Source organism: Maritimibacter harenae (assembly GCF_009882975.1).
Taxonomy (GTDB): Bacteria; Pseudomonadota; Alphaproteobacteria; order Rhodobacterales; family Rhodobacteraceae; genus Maritimibacter; species Maritimibacter harenae.
On sequence record NZ_WTUX01000019.1, the window covers coordinates 649,052 to 667,870 of the forward strand.

Here is an 18,819-nt window from a genome sequence, read left to right on the forward strand (position 1 = left end):
TTGATCAGCCATTGTGTGGCCGGACGGTCAAGGGAGTCGCACGATGGCGAAACATGTGAAAGCACTGGTTGTCGGTGGCGGTGCGGTCGGCACCTCGATCGCCTATCACCTGGCGAAGGCGGGATGGTCGGATGTCGTCCTGCTGGAACGCGACGAGCTGACCTCGGGGTCGACCTGGCACGCGGCCGGCCTTCTGCCGCTCTTCAACATGAGCTACGCGACGAGCCACATCCACGATTACTCGGTGAAGTTCTACAAGACGCTGGAAGAAGAGACCGGGCTCGACGCCGGGTTCTTCGTCGTCGGCAACCTGCGGATGGCGCAGACGCAGGAGCGGATGGACGAGTACGAGCTCTATGCCTCGACCGCCGAGACGGTGGGCGTTCCCTACGAATGGATGACGCCCGCGCAGATCAAGGACCGCTGGCCGCTGGTCCATACCGACGACCTGAAGGGCGCGATCTTCCATCCGACTGATGGCTATATCAACCCGGCCGACGTGACGATGGCGATGGCCAAGGGTGCGCGCCAGCGTGGGGTCGAGATCTTGCGCAAGCGGCAGGTGGACAGCTACGAATGGGCGGGCGACCACTGGATCGTCAAGGGCCGCATCATGGGAGAGAAGGGCGGCAACCTGATCGGCACCGAGGAAGAGTTCGAAATCCACGCCGAGCATGTCGTCACCGCCACCGGCAACCACGCGCAACGCACCGCGCAGCTCCTGGGCATCAAGATGCCGGCGATCCCGGTCGAGCACCAGTTCATCGTGACCGAACCCGACCCGGCACTCGTCGAGTACCGCAAGTCCCACGAGCAGCACCCGGTTCTGCGTGATGCGGATGCCAAGTGGTACGTGCGCGAGGAGCGCGGCGGCTGGATCCTCGGACCTTACGAGGAAGGGGCGCCCGCGCGCTTCGAGCACGGCGTGCCCGACAGCTTCCGCGCCGACCTGTTCCCGCTCGATCTCGACCGGATCGAGGAAGAATACATGTCGATGATCCACCGCATCCCGTCCTCGGAAACCGTGGGTCTGAAGGACGACTACAACGGCCCGATCTGCTACACGCCCGACGGAAACCCGCTCGTCGGTCCCGCGCCGGGCCTGCGCAACATGTGGCTCGCCGAAGGCTTCTCTTTCGGGATCACGGCCGCCGGCGGCACCGGTTATTACCTCGCCCAGATGATGGTCGAGGGCGAGGCCGAGATCGACATGGCCAGCCTTGACCCCAAGCGTTACGGCCAGGACTGGATGACGACCGAGTACGGGGCGCGCAAGAACGAGGAAGCCTATTCCCACGTCTACATCCTGCACCACCCGGACGAAGAGCGCGAAGCCTGCCGTCCGCTGCGCACCGCGCCGGCCTATGACCGGCAGAAGGCGCTCGGCGCGCAGTTCGGTGTCGTCAACGGCTTCGAGCGTCCGAACTACTACGGCCCCGTCGATGCCCCCGAGGATTTCGACCACGCGTCGCGGTCCTTCCGCCGGGGCGGCTGGTGGCAATACGCCAGGGACGAGGCCGACGCGGTGCGCACCACCGCGGGTCTCATCGACGCCTCTGCTTTCGCCAAGCACCTCGTGAAGGGGCCGGGGGCGGCAGCGTTCCTCGACTGGTTCACCACCAACCGGCTGCCGAAGGTCGGGCGCATCAACCTGACCTACGCGCTGACCGATGCGGGCACGACGCGCACGGAATACACCATCATCCGCGAGGCCGAGGATCGCTTCATGCTGATCTCGTCGGGCGGTCTGCACGCCTATGACGAGGATTTCCTCATGAAGGCGGTCGAGGACAAGGAGCCGGAGTTCGGCCGGATCGAGGTGGAGGACTGGACCACCCGCCAGGGCGTCTTCGCGCTGGCCGGCCCGAAGGCCCGCGACATTCTCAAGGAACTGATCGTCGATGCCGACCCGGAGACCGCGCTGTCGAACAAGCGGTTCCCGTGGCTGTCGATGCGCAAGATCGAGCTCAAGATGTGCCCGGTGAACGCCGTGCGCGTCGCCTACACGGGCGAGCTGGGGTGGGAGCTTCATCATCCGATCGAGATGCAGAACTACCTCTGGGACCGCCTGATGGAAGCGGGTGAGAAGCACGGGATGAAGCTGGTGGGCGCGCGGGCGCAGAACTGGCTCCGGCAGGAGAAGAGCTACCGCGCCTTCGGGACCGAGCTTGGCCGGGATGCCACGCCGCTCGAGGCGGGGCTCGACCGCTTCGTCGATCTCGACAAGGAGTTCCACGGCAAGGCCGCCATGATCGACACGGGGATCCGGTCGAAATGCGTGACCCTTCTCATCGACGGGCCGGAGGATGCGGACCCCTGGGGGCGCGAGGCGCTTTACGATGGCGACACCCGCGTCGGGCGCCTCACCTCGGGCGGCTACGCGGTAGCTTTCGGCAAGTCGATCGGGATGGGCTATGTCCAGCCGGACAAGGCGGAGGTGGGCACCAGGCTCAAGGTCAAGATGCAGAACAGGCTCTGGGACGCGGAGATCGTCGAGGACAGCCCACACGACCCGACCAACGCGCGCATCCGCCAGGACGGCTGAGCGGCCGTTTCCGGCACAATGCAGGGAAACTGAAAGGCGGGAACACGGAATGCAGGTGTTCCCGCCTTGAAAGATCGCGATTGTTCAATCGTGGTGCGCACTTGTGTTGCCGGCCGGCCGGGGCGACACTGGCGACGAGCCACGGGACAAGGCGCATGACCATCACGCAGGACAGCGGCCTGGGCCGCGACCCGGATACGGAGTACGAAGCCATCGCGCGGTGGCTGGGGGCCATCGAGTTCGCCTGGGACATCGAACGGGCGCTGGAATTCGCGCTGTTTCGGACCTACGCCGTGCCGTCGATCTCGGGCCTGCTGGCGCGCACCGGCAAGTTCGAAACCGAGCCGCGCAAGCGCTACGACGACACCGAGCTTCTGCTGTCCGAACCGATGGAGCACGGGCTCGACTCGCCGCGCGGGCGCGAAGCGGTCGACCGCATCAACGCGATCCACGGGCGCTTCCGGATTTCGAACGACGATATGCTCTACGTCCTGTCGACCTTCGTGTGCGAACCCGTTCGCTGGTGCGCGCGCCACGGCAAACGCCCCTTCACGCCGGAAGAGATCCGCGCCTGGACGAACTATTACCGCGCGCTGGGCGAACGTATGGGGATCGCGGGCAGTCCGCGCGATTACGAGGGGTTCGACCGGCTGAACCGCGAGTACGAGGAACGCCACTTCCGTTTCGCGCGCTCGAACAAGCGGATCGCCGATGCCTCGCTCGACCTGCTTCTGGGGTTCTACCTGCCGCGTCCGTTGTTTCGCCTCGGCCACCCCGTTGCCCTGTCGCTGATGGACGAACCGCTCCTGGCCGCGATGGGGTACGAGCCGCCACGACCCGCGGTACGCCGGGCCGTGTTGCGGGCCATGAAACTGCGCGCGGCCATCCTGCGCCGCCTGCCGCGCCGCAAAACCCCCCGCCTCATCACCGCCCGCAAGCGCCCGACCTATCCGGGCGGCTACGTGATCTCTCAACTCGGGAACGGTCCGGCCCGGGCCGATTGACGGTGTGATGGAAAGGGTGGGAATTTGGTGGAGCCGAGGGGAATCGAACCCCTGACCTCGTCATTGCGAACGACGCGCTCTCCCAACTGAGCTACGGCCCCAACGCTGCGCTATCTGGCTGTTTCCGGCCTTGGTGTCAAGCGGGATTTGCCTGTTTTCAGGCGCCGACTTTCGCGTGCGAGCGCACGAAGTCCTCGATGGATTTCGCGGGCATCGCGCCGGCCTGGCGGGCCACTTCGCGTCCGTTCTGGTAAAGGATCAGCGCCGGGATGCCGCGGATGTTGTTCTTCATCGAGACGTTCGGGAAATCCTCGGTGTTGATCTTGGCGAGCCGGGCGTTCGGGGCGAGCGCTTTCGCCGCCTTCTGGAATTCCGGCGCCATCATCCGGCAGGGGCCGCACCAGGGCGCCCAGAAATCCACGAGAAGCGGCAGGCCGTCCGACTTCGATGCCTTCGCGAGCGTCTGCGGATCGAGTTCGCGCACCTTGCCGTCGGTCAGCTTGGCCCCGCAGGTGCCGCACTTCGGACCCGCGCCCAGCTTGTCTTCCGGTGCGCGGTTGAGGCTGCCGCAGTCGAGGCAGGTGAGTTTCACGAATTTGCTCATCGGAGGCGTCCCTTTGCATTCATTTGTATGAATATGTATATCGCTCGCACCGGGTTTCAAGCGTGAAAGGCGCCGGAATGAGAAAATGGACCGAGGTGCCGGGCGACGAGCAGCTTCGCCTGCGCGAGGCGTACCAGCGCGAGCTCGACCGGGCCCCCGCGACCTGTAGCCTGGACGAGAAGGTCACGCGCTTCGCCGCCTGGCTGGCGGCGCGCGATATCGCCTTCTCGGCAGAGGACATTTCCCGTAGAACGCGGTGAGCCGAGACAACGGGGCGCAGATGGGCGATCCGAACAGCTATGACGTGATCGTGCTGGGGGCCGGCCCGGCCGGGACCTCTGCCGCGATACGCGCGCGCCGGGCGGGGCTGTCGGTGCTCGTCATCGACAAGGCGACCTTTCCCCGTCCCAAGCTCTGCGGGGCCGGCATCACGCCACGCAGCCAGCAGGCGCTGCGCGATATCTTCGATGCCGAGATGCCGGCCGGGATCACGCTCAGCTCCACGAAGATGGGTTTTCGCTGGGACGGCGAACACCTGGCCGATTTCGATCAGCCCTACCCGTTCAAGTACACTTTCCGCGAGGATTTCGATCACTGGCTCGTCGATCTCGCGCGTTCTGCCGGCGCAGAGATCCGCGAAGGCACGCGCGTGGCGGAGATCCGGGACAGGGAGAACCGGCTGCGGCTCGACGGCGGTGAAGCGGTCGGCTTCAAGGTCTTGATCGGCGCGGACGGGGTGGCAAGCCCGGTGGCGCGGCACCTTTTCGGCAAGGCGTTCGACACCGACACGATCGGCTTCGCCTACGAGGCCGAGGTGCCGGCCACCAATGCAGACGACACGCGGATGTCCATCGACTTCGGGATCGTGCGCTGGGGCTACGGCTGGAACTTCCCCAAGGCGACGAGCCAGACCATCGGGGTGGTATCGATCCGGGGTCTCGACCAGGACCTGCGCGCGCGGATGGAGCGCTACCTCGCGCACGAGGGGGTGGACCCGGCCAGCGTGAAGATCAAGGGCGCGCATATTCCCTTCGGCGACTTCAAGGAAAAGCCGGGGCGCGGCAACATCCTGCTTGCGGGCGATGCGGCAGGGTTCGTCGACGCGATCACCGGGGAAGGGATCGCGCTGGCGATGGAAAGCGGCGCGCATGCCGCCGATGCTGCCGCGCAGGTGATCGGGGAGGGGCGGCCGGAGCGCGCCGACCGGGCCTATTTCCCGCGGGTGAAACCGATTCAGGCGGACCTTGCCAACGTGCGCCGCCTGCGCGTCATCGCCTACGGGTCGCGCACGCGGGCGATGTTCAAGGAAAAGCTCGCGACCTCCACCCGCCTGCGTGACGCGTTGTTCGAGGTGGTGAGCGGCAAGGCCACCTATGCCGAGATCGAACGGCGCATGGCGCGGCACGCGATGGTGCGCATGGCCACGAAGCTCTCGAGCTGGCCCACTCTGTTCAAACGCTCCGCGGGGCGCTGAGCGTCACTCCGGCTTGCGCGCCGTCACCAGCAGGTACTTGACGATCCCCTTGCGGACATCGGGCTCCTTCGCGCTTCCGAAGAGCGCGAAGATCGACAAGAGGCCCGAGACGGAATTGCGGGCGAGGTATTTCGGCACGAAGCGCATCATCAGCCGGTATTTCCACCGAGTGGTGTAGAGCACCCCCATCCGGGCGATCCGGCGCACCGTGCCCAGCGTCTGCTGCGACAGGTCCTCGGTCGTGATGTCGACGAAACCGGCGCGCACGAGCGCCGCCTCCCATTCGCCCTCGGAGAAGAAGTCGTTGGTGACCGCCATGCAGAGCTCGTTCAGGACATGCGCGGTCTGCAGATCCCTGGGGTAGTCGTCCCAGTCCGCCTTTCGGATCCCGTCATGCATCATGAAATGCCCGCCGGGGACGAGGTGGTCGAAGAGATGGCCCGCGATACTGTCGATCTCGTCCCGGTCCGCGTAGCACAGCGTTTCGACCGCGAAGATGATGTCGAACTGTCCGGCGTCCTGCGGGAACGCGGTGAAGCTGCCCTGCGCCGCGTGGAAGTTGGAGAGCCCCGCCTCGGCCGCGCGGGCGTTGGCGCGGTCCGCGTGGTCCTGCATCAGGTCGAGGCCCATGACCTCCACCCCCGGCAGCTCCTGCGCCACGTGGCGCGCATTGAACGCCTGTCCGCAGCCGATTTCGAGGATGCGCTTCGCCCCGGTCCGGCGCGCCAGCGCGATCACCGCGCGGGCCTGCGCGTAGAGCCCGTCGTGGTCGTAATCCTCGCCCTCGCAAAGCGCGTAATGCATCGAGGCGTCGCGGTGGTAGTGCTCGTAGCCCTTGCGCGACTGCTTGTAATACGCGGCCACGAGCCGGTCGCGCGGTGCCGTCAGATCGCGCATGAGCGTGTCGATTCCGAAGCGCCGGTCGACGAGGTCGAGCGCCTCCGACAGGTCGTAATCCCTGATGGACGGCTCCATCTTGCCCGTGAAACGGTTTCGTTCCGGCATCCCTTTCCCCGGCCCCTTGATCCCGAAGACCGGGATAGCAACGGGGGCCGGGTTTTGCCAGTTCGCGAAAGGATTACTCGGCCGCCTCCGCGTACTCTTCGAGCGGCGGGCAGATGCAGACCAGGTTGCGGTCGCCATAGGCGTTGTCGACCCGGTTCACCGGGGGCCAGTACTTGTCGACCCGGAAGGCACCCGGCGGAAAGCAGCCCTGTTCACGCGAATAGGGGCGGTCCCAGTCACCCACGAGGTCCTCGACCGTGTGCGGCGCGTGCTTGAGCGGGTTGGCCTCGCGGTCGGCGGTGCCCTCCTCGATCGCCCGGATCTCGTCCCGGATGGCGAGCATGGCGTCGCAGAAGCGGTCGAGTTCGGCCTTGGTCTCGGATTCCGTGGGTTCGACCATCAGCGTGCCTGCGACCGGCCAACTCATCGTGGGGGCGTGGAAGCCGCAATCGACCAGCCGCTTGGCGATGTCGTCCACGCTGACGCCGGCGCTGTCGGCGAAGGGGCGGGTGTCGATGATGCACTCGTGTGCGACCTGGCCCGTGGGCCCCTTGTAGAGCACGTCGTAGGCGCCTTTCAGGCGCGCGGCGATGTAGTTGGCGTTCAGGATCGCAACCCGCGTCGCCTGCGTCAGCCCGGCGCCGCCCATCATCAGCACGTAGGCCCAGGAAATCGCGAGGATCGACGCCGACCCGTAGGGCGCGGCGCTCACCGCGCCGGTCGCGCCCGTGAACGGATCGGGCGGCAGGTGCGCGGCGAGGTGCGCCTTGACCCCGATCGGTCCCATGCCCGGGCCGCCGCCGCCGTGCGGAATGGCGAAGGTCTTGTGCAGGTTGAGGTGGCTCACGTCGCCCCCCAGCTCGCCCAGTTTCACGAGCCCGACGAGCGCGTTGAGGTTGGCCCCGTCGATGTAGACCTGCCCGCCGTTGTCGTGCGTGATCCGGCAGACCTCGCGCACGGTCTCCTCGAAGACCCCGTGCGTGGAGGGGTAGGTGATCATCGTGGCCGCCAGCCGGTCGCCGGCCTTCGCGGCCTTCTCGCGGAAATCGTCGCGGTCGATGTCGCCGTTCTCGGCCGACTTCACCACCACCACGTCCATGCCCACCATGTGGGCCGAGGCGGGGTTGGTGCCGTGGGCGGACATCGGGATGAGGCAGACGTTGCGCTCCGACTGCCCGTTCGCCGCGTGATAGGCGGCGATGGTCAGAAGCCCCGCGTATTCGCCCTGCGCGCCGGAGTTGGGCTGCATCGACATCGCGTCATAACCGGTGATGGTGCAGAGCTTGTCGGACAGGTCGCGGATCATTTCGGCATAACCCTGCGCCTGGTCGGGGGGGCAGAGCGGGTGGAGCATGGCCAGCTCGCGCCAGCTGATCGGCGTCATCTCTGCCGCCGCGTTGAGCTTCATCGTGCACGAACCCAGCGGTATCATCGCGCGGTCGAGCGCCAGGTCGCGGTCGGCCAGGCGCCGCATGTAGCGCATCATCTCGGTCTCGGCCCGGTTCATGTGAAAGACCGGGTGGGTGAGATAGTCGCTTTCGCGCAGCATCGGATCGGGAAGGCGATAGTCGGTGTCGGACGGGTCGTCCTTCGCCTCGATCCCGAAGGCGCGCCAGACGGCCTCGATGATGGGCGACCTGATCGCCTCGTCCATCGTGATCGCCACCCGGGTCTTGCCGACGGCACGCAGGTTCACGCCCTCGCGCCGGGCGGCGGTGATCACGCCCTTCTGCAAGAGCCCGACCTCGACGGTGAAGGTATCGAAGAAGGCGTCCGGACCGATCTCGAACCCGGCGGCTTCAAGCCCCTTGGCACAGCGCAGCGCCTTGCGGTGCACGTCCTGCGCGATGGCCTTCAGCCCCTCGGGGCCGTGGAAGACCGCATAGAAGCTCGCGATCACCGCCAACAGCGCCTGCGCGGTGCACACGTTCGATGTCGCCTTTTCGCGCCGGATGTGCTGTTCGCGGGTCTGGAGCGCGAGCCGGTAGGCCTTGTTGCCGCGCGCGTCGATCGAGACGCCGACGATCCGCCCCGGCATCGCGCGCTTGTAGGCGTCCTTGGAGGCCATGTAGGCCGCGTGGGGCCCGCCGTACCCCATCGGCACGCCGAAGCGCTGGGTGGAGCCGACCGCGATGTCGGCGCCCATCGCCCCGGGCTCTTTCAGCACGGTCAGGGCAAGCGGGTCGGCCGCGACGATCCCGATCGCCTTCGCCTCGTGCAGCGACGCGATGACGCCGGTGAAATCGCGCACCACGCCGTTGGTGCCGGGATACTGGAAGATCGCGCCGAAGACTGCCTCGGGGTCGACCGTGTCGGGGTCGCCCACGATCACCTCGATCCCAAGGGGCGCGGCCCGCGTCTTCATCACCGCGATGTTCTGCGGGTGGCAGTTCTCGTCGACGAAGAAGCCCGTGGCCTTCGACTTGGACACGCGCTGGGCCATCGTCATCGCCTCGGCGCAGGCGGTCGCCTCGTCGAGGAGCGAGGCGTTGGCGATCTCGAGCCCGGTGAGGTCCGACACCATCGTCTGGTAGTTCAGCAGGGCCTCGAGCCGGCCCTGGCTGATCTCCGGCTGGTAGGGCGTATAGGCCGTGTACCAGGCGGGGTTCTCCAGGATGTTGCGCTGGATCGCGGGCGGCGTGACCGTCCCGTGGTAGCCCTGGCCCAGGAGCGAGGTCAGCACCACGTTCTTCTCCGCGGTGACCCGCATCCGGTGCAGCATCTCGCGTTCGCTCAGCGCCGCGCCGAAATCGAGCGGGTCGGCCTGTCGGAGACTCGCGGGGATGGTCCGGTCGATCAGCGCCTCGAGGCTGTCCGCGCCGATCACCGCGAGCATCTCGTCCATCTCGCTGGGCGAGGGGCCGATGTGGCGGCGGTTGGCGAAGTCGTAGGGGTCATACCCGGTCGGGGTGAACGTCATGTGGCTGTCCTCCATCGCGGGGCCGTCCGGCCCCCGCGGTTACCCGATGAATTCCTTGTATTCTTTCTCGTCCATCAGGTCGTCCATCTGCGAGACGTCCTCGGGCCTGATCTTGAAGAACCACGCTTCGCCTTCCGGGTCCTCGTTGACCTTGGCCGGGTCTTCCACGATGGCTTCGTTCACCTCGACGATCTCGCCGTCGATGGGGGCGAGGATGTCCGAGGCAGCCTTCACGCTTTCGATCACCACGATCTCGTCATCCTTGGATACCGATGCGCCGGGGTCGGGCAGTTCCACGAAGACGATGTCGCCCAGCTGCTCGGCGGCGTGCGCCGTGATGCCGACGGTGACGATGCCGTCCACGTCATCGAGCCATTCGTGTTCTTCGGTGAATTTCATGCAATCTCTCCTGTTGGTCAGCGTTTGTAGGTGGCGGGGCGGAAGGGCAGGGGCGTCACGGTCGCGGGGCGCCGTTTGCCGCGCACGTCGCCGTAGACGGTGGTGCCGGGGGTCGCACGGTCGGCGGGCAGGTAGCCCATCGACATCGGCCCTTCGATGGACGGGCCGAAGGCGCCGGAGGTGATGGTGCCGATCGGATCGGCATCCGTTTCGTCGGCGTAGAGCACGGTGCCCGCGCGCATGGGGGCGCGCCCTTCGGGCAGGAGTCCCACCCGCTTGCGCGGCGCACCGTTTGCAAGCTGGTCCAGGATCACGTCCGCGCCGGGGAAGTCGGTGCGTTCGGTGCGCCGGACCTTCTGGATCGCCCAACCGAGGTCGGCCTCGACCGGCGTGGTGGTGGTGTCGATATCGGTGCCGTAAAGGCACAGCCCTGCCTCGAGCCGCAGGGAATCGCGGGCGCCGAGGCCGATGGTCTCGACCGCGTCGTGCGCCAGAATCGCGCGGGCGAGAGGGTCGGCGTTGGTCTCCTCGACGCTGATCTCGTAGCCGTCCTCGCCGGTGTAGCCGGAGCGCGAAACCCAGAGGTCGCCGAAGTCCGAGGGGATCACCGCCACGTCCATGAAGCGCATCTCGGCCACCCCAGGTGCGATCCGTGCAAGGGTTTCTTCCGCTTTGGGGCCCTGAAGCGCCAGTAATGCGCGATTCGTGACAGGTTCCACCGCGTCGCCCAAGTGTTCGCGCAGGTGCGCGATGTCCCGCTCGGCCATCGCCGCGTTCACGACGAGGAACAGGTGGTCGCCGCGGTTGGCGATCATCAGGTCGTCGAGGATGCCGCCGCTCTCGTCGGTGAACAGACCGTAGCGCTGCCGCCCTTCGGCGAGCCCGGCCACGTCCACCGGCACCAGCGCTTCCAGCGCCTCCGGCGGGCAGCGCAGGATCACCTGGCCCATGTGGCTCACGTCGAAGAGCCCGGCGGCGGCGCGGGTGTGAAGATGCTCCTTCATCACGCCCAGCGGGTATTGCACCGGCATCTCCCAGCCGGCGAAGGGCACCATCCTGGCGCCCAGTTCAACGTGCAGTTCGTAAAGCCCCGTCCGCTTCAAGTCACTCATCGCCCGATCCCTCACCGGGATGTCGCGCCCGGCATCGCTGGGCCGTTTCGGCCCATTCGATGCCCCCTCTGTCCGGCTGCCTGAGATCGTTATCCCTTCGGCGGGCGTCATTGCGCCACTCTCCAGAGTGCTGTCGTCCCGCGAAGGTCCGTGGGCCTGAGAGGTTCCGGGGCGGTTGCTCCTTCGGCACTGGCGATGCCAGATTCTCCCAACGCGGATAGCGGCAGGGTAATCAGCGCCGCCGCCCGCCACAAGGCTTGCGTTTCGCGCCCGGGACCGGGAGAACACGGGCCATGTCCGATCCGTTCTTCTTTGGCTATGGCTCGCTGGTGAACCGGCGCACCCATGACTACCCCGAGGCGCATCCCGCCCGCGTCACCGGCTGGCGCCGGGCCTGGCGCAAGTCGGCGCGCTTCGACCGCTGCCTATTGTCCGCGGTCCCCGCGACCGAGGATTACATCGACGGCCTGATCGCCGCCGTGCCGGGGGCCGACTGGGCCGCGCTGGACGAACGCGAGGGCGGCTATGCCCGCCACGACGCGAGCGCGGCGGTGCGCCACCCGGTCGAGCGCCCGCTCGACATCGCGATCTACGCGGTCGACCTGGAGCGCTTCCCGGTCCCCGGCGATGACGACCCGGTGCTCCTGTCCTATCTCGACGTCGTTGTGCAGGGCTTTCACACGGAATTCGGCCGCGCGGGCGTCGACCATTTCTTCGAGACGACCGAGAACTGGCATGTCCCCGTGCTCGACGACCGGGCGGCCCCGATCTACCCGCGCCACCAGTCGCTGATCGAGGAGGAGACCGCACTGGTCGACGAGGGGCTCGCCCGCGTGGGGGCGCGGATCGTCGGGCTCTGAGCCGGCGCTGTCACAAAACGGAATCAAGCCGTTCCTAGAGTGGACCTGCCCGCGATTCCCCGCCCCTACCGGGGCTTTCGCCGGGCAGCGCGCCTGTCCCAATCCTTTTGCCCGCGCGCGGTCTCGCGCCCCCGGTCGTCCCGCCGGGGGCGCCCTTTTTCCACCATCTGGACCTTCCCCGAAGCCGGGCGTAGGGTCGCGCCGATCAGACGGAGGGCGACATGGCGACGGGCACGAATCTGCGCACGTATTTCGAGGGAACCTGGCACGAGGGCGACGTCCCCGTGATGAAGGCGGCCGACCACGGCGCCTGGCTGGGTACGACCGTTTTCGACGGTGCGCGCTTCGTCGATGGCATGGCCCCGGACCTCGACCGCCACCTCGCGCGCGTCAACCGCTCGGCCGAAGCGCTGATGATCAAGCCGACGGTGAGCGTGGACGAAATGCTCGAGATCGTGTGGGAGGGGCTGTCGCTCTATCCCAAGGACGCGGCGGTCTACGTGCGGCCGATGTACTGGGGGATCGAGGGCGGCTACCTGGGCATCCTGCCCGACCAGTCCGCCACCGGCTTCGCGGTGTCGCTCGAGGAAATCCCGATGGCCGCACCCGATGCCGCGGTGACGCTCACCACGACGCGCTTTCGCCGCCCGGTGCTCGAGGATGCCGTGGTCAACGCGAAGGCCGGCTGCCTCTACCCCAACAACGCGCGCATGCTGGCCGAGGCGCGGTCCAAGGGCTACGGCAACGCGCTGGTCGCCGACGCGCTGGGCAACGTCGCGGAAACCGCGAGCGCCAACGTCTTCATGGTCCGCGACGGCGAGGTGTTCACGCCGATCCCGAACGGCACCTTCCTGTCGGGCATCACCCGCGCACGCCACATCGAGAACCTGCGCGCCGACGGCGTGACGGTGCACGAAAGCGTGCTGTCCTTCGACGATTTCCGCGAGGCGGACGAGGTGTTCCTGTCGGGCAACCTCAACAAGGTGACGCCGGTGACCGAGTTCGACGGGACCATGTACCAGCAGGGGCGCATGGCCCGGCGCGCGCGCGAGCTCTACTGGGACTGGGCGCTGAGCCTCTGAGGCCCTGAAGAGGGGGCTTTGCCCCCGCCGGTGATCCCGGGGGGATCACCGACTCCCCCAAAGTATTTCGGGAACGATGAAGCGGTTGTTGCCAGCGTCCGGCCCCTCGGCCATGATGCGGCGCTGAGAGGAGTGCCTCATGCGAAAGTTTCTCGTGGTGCTGGATGACAGCCGCGAATGCCTGAACGCGATGCGGTTCGCCGCCATGCGCGCCGCGCGCACCGGGGGCGGGGTCGAGATCCTGTCGATCATCGCGCCGGAGGAGTTCAACCACTGGCTCGGCGTCGGCGCCGTCATGCGCGAAGAAGCCCGCGAGCGGATCGAGGCGCATTACGAGGTCTTCGCCAAGTGGATGCGCGACAAGCAGGGGATCGACCCGGAACTGGTCATCCGCGAGGGCGAGGCGGTCGAGGAAATCCTGGCGCAGGTCAACGAGGACCCCGAGGTCGGGGTCGTGGTGCTGGGCGCGGGATCGGGCAAGAAGGGCCCGGGGCCTCTGGTCACTGCGCTCACGCGCGCCTCGGCGAGCCTTCCGGTGCCGCTCACCATCGTTCCGGGCGAGATGTCCAAGGAGCGGCTGGAGAGCATCACCTAGAGGTGCGGCGGGGCCGGTTTGACCGGCACGCGGCGCCCGCGCATGAGCGCCACCGCGTTCGAGATCGCGAGCGCGGTGATCACGATGGCCCCGCCGATCAGCGCCCATTTTCCCGGCACCTCCCCGATCACCGCCCAGGCGAGGAGCGGCGCGAAGACGCTCTCGACGAGAAGCAGCAGCGCCACCTCGGCAGAGGGGAGGAAGCGGGGGCCGGTGGCCAGCAGCGCGGTCGAGATCACGATGAAGAACCCGCCGTGGAGCGCCACCCAGATCCAGTCGTCCGCCGGAACCGAGAAGGGTTGCGCGAAGGGCAGGAGCACCAGCGCCGCGCCCAGCATTCCCGGCGGGATCGCGGGGACCATCGAGACGGGGCGCAGGCTGCGCGCGATGGTCAGGCCGATCGAGAAGACCACCACGATCCCCAGCGCGATCAGGTCGCCCTTGAGCGATGCGCCCTCCGTCTCGCCCGATCCGTAGGCGATGAGGCCGATGCCCACCGGCACCACCGCCATCGTGAGCGCCGTGCGCCGGGTGATCCGCTCGCCCAGGGCCACGCGCGAGAAGAGCGCGGACATCAGGGGCATCGCGGCGATGATGAAGACCACGTTGGCGATCGAGGTGTTGGCGACGGCGAGCACGAACATGGTCCCCGCCGCCCCCGTGCAGGCGGAATAGACCCAGACCTTCGGCCCCAGCGCGAAGACGGTGCGAAACGGCCTTACGCCGTCGCGCACCAGGTAGCCCGCGCCCAGCACCAGCGCCACGAGCAGCGCCTTCCAGAACGCCACGGTGACCCCGTCGGTCTCGATCAGGCGCACCATGAGGCTGTCGGGCAGGATGAAGACCACGCCAAGGAACGTGATGATCAATCCCTTGAGGTGATCGGTCATGAAATCTCCTAAAGCTGACTTTCGCGTGAAGGAAAGAAAAAGGGCCCACCGGTTGACTTGGAACGATTCCAAGCTCATATCCGAAGTCGACAGGAAAGGACGTAACATGTTCATTCAGACCGAATCCACACCGAACCCGGCAACCCTGAAATTCCTGCCGGGACAGACCGTTCTGGACGCGGGAACCGCGGATTTCCCGAACCCCGAGGCTGCCGGCAAGTCCCCGTTGGCACAGCGTCTTTTCGCCGTGAACGGGGTGACGGGTGTGTTCTTCGGGACCGATTTTGTGACCGTGACGAAGGCCGACGAGATCGAGTGGGACCACGTCAAACCCGCGCTTCTGGGCGCCATCATGGAGCACTACCAGTCCGGCGCGCCGGTCATGGGGGAAGAGGCGAGCCAGGCGGCCCACGCCGACCATGACGGCCCGGACGGCGAGATCGTGGTCCAGATCAAGGACCTGCTCGACACCCGCGTGCGCCCGGCCGTGGCGCAGGACGGTGGCGACATCACCTTCCACGGCTTCGACCGTGGCGTGGTCTACCTGCACATGCAGGGGGCCTGTGCAGGCTGCCCGTCCTCGACCCTGACGCTCAAGATGGGGATCGAGAACCTGCTCAAGCACTACATCCCGGAAGTGACCGAGGTTCGGCCCGTTGCCGTCTGACCCGACGCTTCTTGCTTTCGACACATCGGCCGCGCATTGCGCGGCCGCTTTGCTTTGTGGCGACGACATCGTCGAATGCGCCGTGGAAGAGATGGGCCGGGGGCAGGCGGAACGGCTGATGCCGCTCATGGACGCGGTGCTCGCGCGCCAGGGCCTGCGCTGGGACGATCTGTCGGCCGTGGCCGTGGGCATCGGACCGGGGAACTTCACCGGCATCCGCATCGCCGTCTCCGCCGCACGCGGCCTGGCGTTGGGGCTTGGCCGGCCGGCCATCGGGGTTTCCGTGCTCGAAGCCCAGGCCTACGGGCTGGCACGCCCGTGCCGGGCCGTGGCGGACGCGCGCCGCGGCATGGTCTATGCGCAGGTCTTCGGCGATGGCGCGGCGGGGCCCGAGCTGATCGAGGCCGGTGACGTGCCGGACGACCTGCCAATTGCGGCGGGGCTGCCGCCGGACCGGCTCGTGACCAATATCGCGCGGATCGGCGTCGGGCGCCTTGCCGCCGGCGGCTCGATCGACCGGCCTGCGCCGCTCTACATCCGCAGCGCCGATGCCGCGCCCGCAAGCGATCCGCCCCCCGTTATACTGCCATGACGCCGGCAGACATGGCCCGGATTCATGCCGCTGCCTTCCCGGCGAGCCGCGCGTGGGCGGTCAGGGAGATTGCCGGATTGATCGAGGGCCCGGGCGGCTTCGCCGTCGATGCGCCGGACGGCTTCGCGCTGGGCCGGGTGATCGCGGGCGAGGCGGAGCTTCTGACCATCGCCGTCGATCCGGCCGCGCAAGGGGCCGGGCAGGGGCGCGCCCTTCTGGATGCGTTCGAAGAGGCCGCGCGCGGCCGGGCCGGCGAAAGCGCGTTTCTCGAAGTCGCGCAGGACAACGCTCAGGCGCTGGCGCTCTACCGCGCGGCGGGCTGGGCCGAGACCGGGCGGCGCCCCGGCTACTACGCCCGCGTCGGCGCGGCGCCGGTCGACGCGATCCTCATGTCGAAATCCCTGCTCTGAGCCACCTGCCGCGACGTGGCCTCTGGACCGTCACGGCGACCCGTGACTAGGGTGGCGAAAACGCCAGGAGGGACGATGACCGACGCCACCACACTCGCCGCCACGATCCGCGACAGGGCCGGTGACGCCCCGGTCGAGCTGGGCCTGATCCTGGGCTCGGGCCTGGGTCACCTTGCCGATGCGGTTGAGGGCACGGCCATTCCGTATGCCGACCTTGTCGGGTTCCCGCAGCCGGGGGTGTCGGGGCACAACCCCAAGCTGGTGATCGGTGACCTGCTGGGCACCCGCGTGGCGATCTTCGGGGCGCGCGCGCATTACTACGAACACGGGGACGCGGCCGCGATGCGCATGCCGCTCGCCGTGCTCAAAGAGCTGGGGGCGAAACGCCTGCTGCTCACCAACGCGGCCGGGTCGACGCGGGCGGACGTGACCCCGGGCGAGTTGATGATGATCACCGACCACATCAACTTCGCCGGGGCCAATCCCCTGATCGGCGAGGCGACCGACGCGCGTTTCGTGCCGCTTGGCGATGCCTACTCGGCCGAGATGCGTGCGGGGCTGCACGCGGCGGCCCGGGCAGAGGCGATCACGCTCGCCGAAGGGACCTACGCGTGGTTCTCCGGGCCATCCTTCGAAACGCCGGCCGAGATCCGGGCGATCCGCACGCTGGGCGGTGACGCGGTCGGGATGTCGACGGTGCCCGAGGTGATCCTCGCGCGGTTCTTCGGTCTGGACGTCGCCGCGATCTCGGCGATCACCAACATGGCCGAGGGCATGTCGGACGAGAAACTGTCCCACGCGCACACCAAGAAGATGGCCGTCTCGGGGGCCGAGAAGCTCGAACGGGTGATCCGCCGCTTCCTGTCCGTTAGCGCATAGGTATTCCCTCCGGTAATCGGCGGCGATCTGGACAAATCCTGTGGCTTGGCGCAGGAGTGTTCCATGCAGGTCTACCTTCCTATCGCCGAGGTTTCGGTCAACGTGTTCCTGCTCTTCGGGCTCGGAGGGCTGGTCGGAATCCTGTCCGGCATGTTCGGGGTCGGTGGCGGCTTTCTGATGACGCCGCTCCTGTTCTTCATCGGCATTCCGCCGGCGGTGGCCGTGGCGACGGGGACGAACCAGATCGTCGCGTCCTCCGTGTCCGGCGTGCTCGCGCATCTCAAGCGAAAGACGGTCGACCTGAGGATGGGTTGGGTGCTGCTGGTCGGGGGTCTGATCGGCGCGCTTCTGGGTGTCCAGCTCTTCACCTACCTGCGGTCCATCGGGCAGGTCGATCTGCTCGTGACGCTCTGCTACGTCGTTTTCCTGGGCATCATCGGCTTCCTGATGCTGGTCGAAAGCACCCGCGCGATCCTGCGCAACCGGCGTGCTACGGCCCCGAAACGCAGGCGGCACAACTGGGTGCACGCGCTGCCCTTCAAGATGAAGTTCCGCACCTCGGGGCTCTACATCTCGGTGATCCCGCCGATCCTCGTCGGGCTTTCGGTGGGCGTGCTGGCGGCCATCATGGGCGTCGGTGGCGGGTTCATCATGGTGCCCGCGATGATCTACATCCTGGGGATGCCGACCAAGGTGGTCGTGGGCACGTCGCTGTTCCAGATCATCTTCGTCGCGGCCTTCACCACGGTGATGCACGCCTACGAGAACCAGACCGTCGATATCGGCCTTGCGATCCTTCTGATCCTCGGCGGCGTGATCGGGGCGCAGCTGGGCGCGCGCATCGGGCTTCGCATCAAGGCCGAACAGACCCGTATCCTGCTTGCGCTGCTCGTCGTCGGTGTCTGCCTGAACCTGGCCGTGGGCCTTCTGATCGAGCCGTCCGAGCTCTACTCGCTGGGGCAGGAGGGCTGATGATGCGCCTCCTCCTGTCGCTTCTCCTCTTTCTCGCCGCCCCGGCGTGGGCGCAGGAGGAACGCATCGTCGCGGGGATGAGCCAGAACCGGGTGGCCATCGACGCGACCTTCGTGGGCTCCGAGATCCTACTCTTCGGGGCCGTCAAGCGCGAGACCCCGATCCCCGATAGCCCTTTGGGCGTGGTCATCGTGATCGAGGGTCCGGAAGAAACCGTGACGGTGCGGCGCAAGGAACGCCAGTTCGGCATCTGGGTGAACACCGACGCGGTGGCGGTGCGCGACGCGCCGGCCTTCTACGCCATCGCCACGTCCGGCCGGTTCGACTACGTCCTGAGCGAGGAGGAGAACCGCGATCGGCTCGTCTCGATCGAGGAGACGGTGCAGGTGATCGAGAACGCAGAGGTGGACGACGCCGAGGCGTTCGCCGACGCGCTCATCCGCATCCGCGAGAAGGAAGGGCTTTATTCGCTGGCCGAGGACAGCGTCTTTCTCGATCAATCGACGCTCTTTTCCACCAGCGTGCAGCTTCCGTCGAACGTGGTCGAGGGGCTCTACACGGCGCATATCTATCTCACGCGCGAAGGAAAGGTGGTATCCAACCACGTCTCCTACGTGAGCGTGCGCAAGGTCGGGCTGGAGCGTTGGGTCTTCAACCTCGCCCATGAACGCCCCCTGATCTACGGTCTCCTGTCGCTCGCCATCGCGGGGTTCTTCGGCTGGGCCGCCTCGACGCTCTTCCGCTTCGTCTTCCGCAATTGACCGGCCCCCGTTGCGGGCGGGCGGAATTGTCCCTAGAAGGCGCGGGGA

19 protein-coding genes, 1 tRNA gene and 1 riboswitch are annotated in these 18,819 nt (G+C 67.3%); of the genes, 13 read left to right on the forward strand and 7 right to left on the reverse strand.

Annotation, left to right across the window (positions count from 1 at the left end):
• The first annotated feature begins 43 nt into the window (after positions 1–43).
• Together GQE99_RS17870 and GQE99_RS17875 are read left to right on the forward strand one after the other, a co-directional pair.
• Positions 44–2,545, forward strand: coding sequence for a GcvT family protein (locus tag GQE99_RS17870; RefSeq protein WP_161353067.1), 2,502 nt, complete (start codon positions 44–46; stop codon positions 2,543–2,545).
• Between the two features lie 155 nt (positions 2,546–2,700).
• Positions 2,701–3,549: an oxygenase MpaB family protein gene (locus tag GQE99_RS17875; RefSeq protein WP_161353069.1), complete on the forward strand. Its 849-nt coding sequence runs from the start codon at positions 2,701–2,703 to the stop codon at positions 3,547–3,549.
• 25 nt (positions 3,550–3,574) lie between these two features.
• Here the strand turns inward: GQE99_RS17875 and GQE99_RS17880 are convergent.
• Positions 3,575–3,650, reverse strand: a tRNA-Ala gene (locus tag GQE99_RS17880).
• A 56-nt stretch (positions 3,651–3,706) separates the two neighbouring features.
• A complete protein-coding gene (trxC, locus tag GQE99_RS17885; RefSeq protein WP_161353071.1) occupies positions 3,707–4,153 on the reverse strand; it encodes a thioredoxin TrxC in 447 nt (148 codons plus the stop codon).
• A 77-nt stretch (positions 4,154–4,230) separates the two neighbouring features.
• On the opposite strand from trxC, the gene GQE99_RS17890 reads away from it, so the two are divergent.
• The gene (locus GQE99_RS17890; protein ID WP_161353073.1) at positions 4,231–4,413 is read left to right on the forward strand and encodes a hypothetical protein; all 183 of its coding nucleotides are present in this window, start codon (positions 4,231–4,233) and stop codon (positions 4,411–4,413) included.
• Positions 4,410–5,627, forward strand: a complete 1,218-nt coding sequence (locus tag GQE99_RS17895; RefSeq protein WP_161353074.1) for a geranylgeranyl reductase family protein — start codon at positions 4,410–4,412, stop codon at positions 5,625–5,627. Before GQE99_RS17890 ends, GQE99_RS17895 begins: the two co-directional genes overlap by 4 nt.
• A gap of 3 nt (positions 5,628–5,630) precedes the next feature.
• Here the strand turns inward: GQE99_RS17895 and GQE99_RS17900 are convergent, their stop codons facing one another.
• The 4 genes from GQE99_RS17900 to gcvT form a co-directional block, all read right to left on the reverse strand.
• On the reverse strand, positions 5,631–6,632 hold the full coding sequence (locus GQE99_RS17900; RefSeq protein ID WP_161353076.1) for a class I SAM-dependent methyltransferase: 1,002 nt from the start codon (positions 6,630–6,632) through the stop codon (positions 5,631–5,633).
• A gap of 73 nt (positions 6,633–6,705) precedes the next feature.
• Entirely contained in the window at positions 6,706–9,552 is a 2,847-nt protein-coding gene (gene gcvP / locus GQE99_RS17905) for an aminomethyl-transferring glycine dehydrogenase (protein ID WP_161353077.1), read from the reverse strand.
• Positions 9,553–9,591: 39 nt separating this feature from the next.
• A complete protein-coding gene (gcvH, locus tag GQE99_RS17910) occupies positions 9,592–9,951 on the reverse strand; it encodes a glycine cleavage system protein GcvH (protein WP_161353080.1) in 360 nt (119 codons plus the stop codon).
• Between the two features lie 17 nt (positions 9,952–9,968).
• Positions 9,969–11,063: a glycine cleavage system aminomethyltransferase GcvT gene (gcvT, locus tag GQE99_RS17915; protein WP_161353082.1), complete on the reverse strand. Its 1,095-nt coding sequence runs from the start codon at positions 11,061–11,063 to the stop codon at positions 9,969–9,971.
• Positions 11,064–11,197: 134 nt separating this feature from the next.
• Positions 11,198–11,284, reverse strand: a riboswitch (glycine riboswitch).
• A gap of 72 nt (positions 11,285–11,356) precedes the next feature.
• On the opposite strand from gcvT, the gene GQE99_RS17920 reads away from it, so the two are divergent.
• The 3 genes from GQE99_RS17920 (at position 11,357) to GQE99_RS17930 (ending at position 13,600) form a co-directional block, all read left to right on the forward strand.
• A complete protein-coding gene (locus GQE99_RS17920) occupies positions 11,357–11,923 on the forward strand; it encodes a gamma-glutamylcyclotransferase family protein (RefSeq protein ID WP_161353084.1) in 567 nt (188 codons plus the stop codon).
• Positions 11,924–12,144: 221 nt separating this feature from the next.
• A complete protein-coding gene (locus GQE99_RS17925) occupies positions 12,145–13,005 on the forward strand; it encodes a branched-chain amino acid aminotransferase (protein ID WP_161353085.1) in 861 nt (286 codons plus the stop codon).
• 139 nt (positions 13,006–13,144) lie between these two features.
• Positions 13,145–13,600, forward strand: coding sequence for a universal stress protein (locus GQE99_RS17930; protein WP_161353088.1), 456 nt, complete (start codon positions 13,145–13,147; stop codon positions 13,598–13,600).
• Here the strand turns inward: GQE99_RS17930 and GQE99_RS17935 are convergent.
• Positions 13,597–14,490 carry a DMT family transporter gene (locus tag GQE99_RS17935; protein WP_161353090.1) on the reverse strand — a complete coding sequence of 298 codons (894 nt, stop codon included), beginning with the start codon at positions 14,488–14,490 and terminating at the stop codon, positions 13,597–13,599. The two genes, GQE99_RS17930 and GQE99_RS17935, sit on opposite strands and share 4 nt — an antisense overlap.
• Before the next feature lie 106 nt (positions 14,491–14,596).
• Here GQE99_RS17935 and GQE99_RS17940 point away from each other — a divergent pair, with 106 nt between their 5' ends.
• The 6 genes from GQE99_RS17940 to GQE99_RS17965 all read left to right on the forward strand — a co-directional run bounded on the left by GQE99_RS17940 (position 14,597) and on the right by GQE99_RS17965 (position 18,771).
• On the forward strand, positions 14,597–15,157 hold the full coding sequence (locus GQE99_RS17940; RefSeq protein ID WP_161353091.1) for a NifU family protein: 561 nt from the start codon (positions 14,597–14,599) through the stop codon (positions 15,155–15,157).
• Entirely contained in the window at positions 15,147–15,749 is a 603-nt protein-coding gene (tsaB, locus tag GQE99_RS17945) for a tRNA (adenosine(37)-N6)-threonylcarbamoyltransferase complex dimerization subunit type 1 TsaB (protein WP_161353093.1), read from the forward strand. The genes GQE99_RS17940 and tsaB overlap by 11 nt, the downstream gene beginning before the upstream one ends.
• A gap of 77 nt (positions 15,750–15,826) precedes the next feature.
• Complete coding sequence (locus tag GQE99_RS17950; protein WP_328794180.1) at positions 15,827–16,159, forward strand: GNAT family N-acetyltransferase; 333 nt, start codon at positions 15,827–15,829, stop codon at positions 16,157–16,159.
• Positions 16,160–16,234: 75 nt separating this feature from the next.
• Positions 16,235–17,038: a purine-nucleoside phosphorylase gene (locus GQE99_RS17955; RefSeq protein WP_161353098.1), complete on the forward strand. Its 804-nt coding sequence runs from the start codon at positions 16,235–16,237 to the stop codon at positions 17,036–17,038.
• A 63-nt stretch (positions 17,039–17,101) separates the two neighbouring features.
• Complete coding sequence (locus GQE99_RS17960) at positions 17,102–18,010, forward strand: sulfite exporter TauE/SafE family protein (protein ID WP_161353100.1); 909 nt, start codon at positions 17,102–17,104, stop codon at positions 18,008–18,010.
• Entirely contained in the window at positions 18,010–18,771 is a 762-nt protein-coding gene (locus GQE99_RS17965; protein ID WP_161353102.1) for a TIGR02186 family protein, read from the forward strand. Before GQE99_RS17960 ends, GQE99_RS17965 begins: the two co-directional genes overlap by 1 nt.
• The last annotated feature ends 48 nt before the right edge of the window (positions 18,772–18,819 follow it).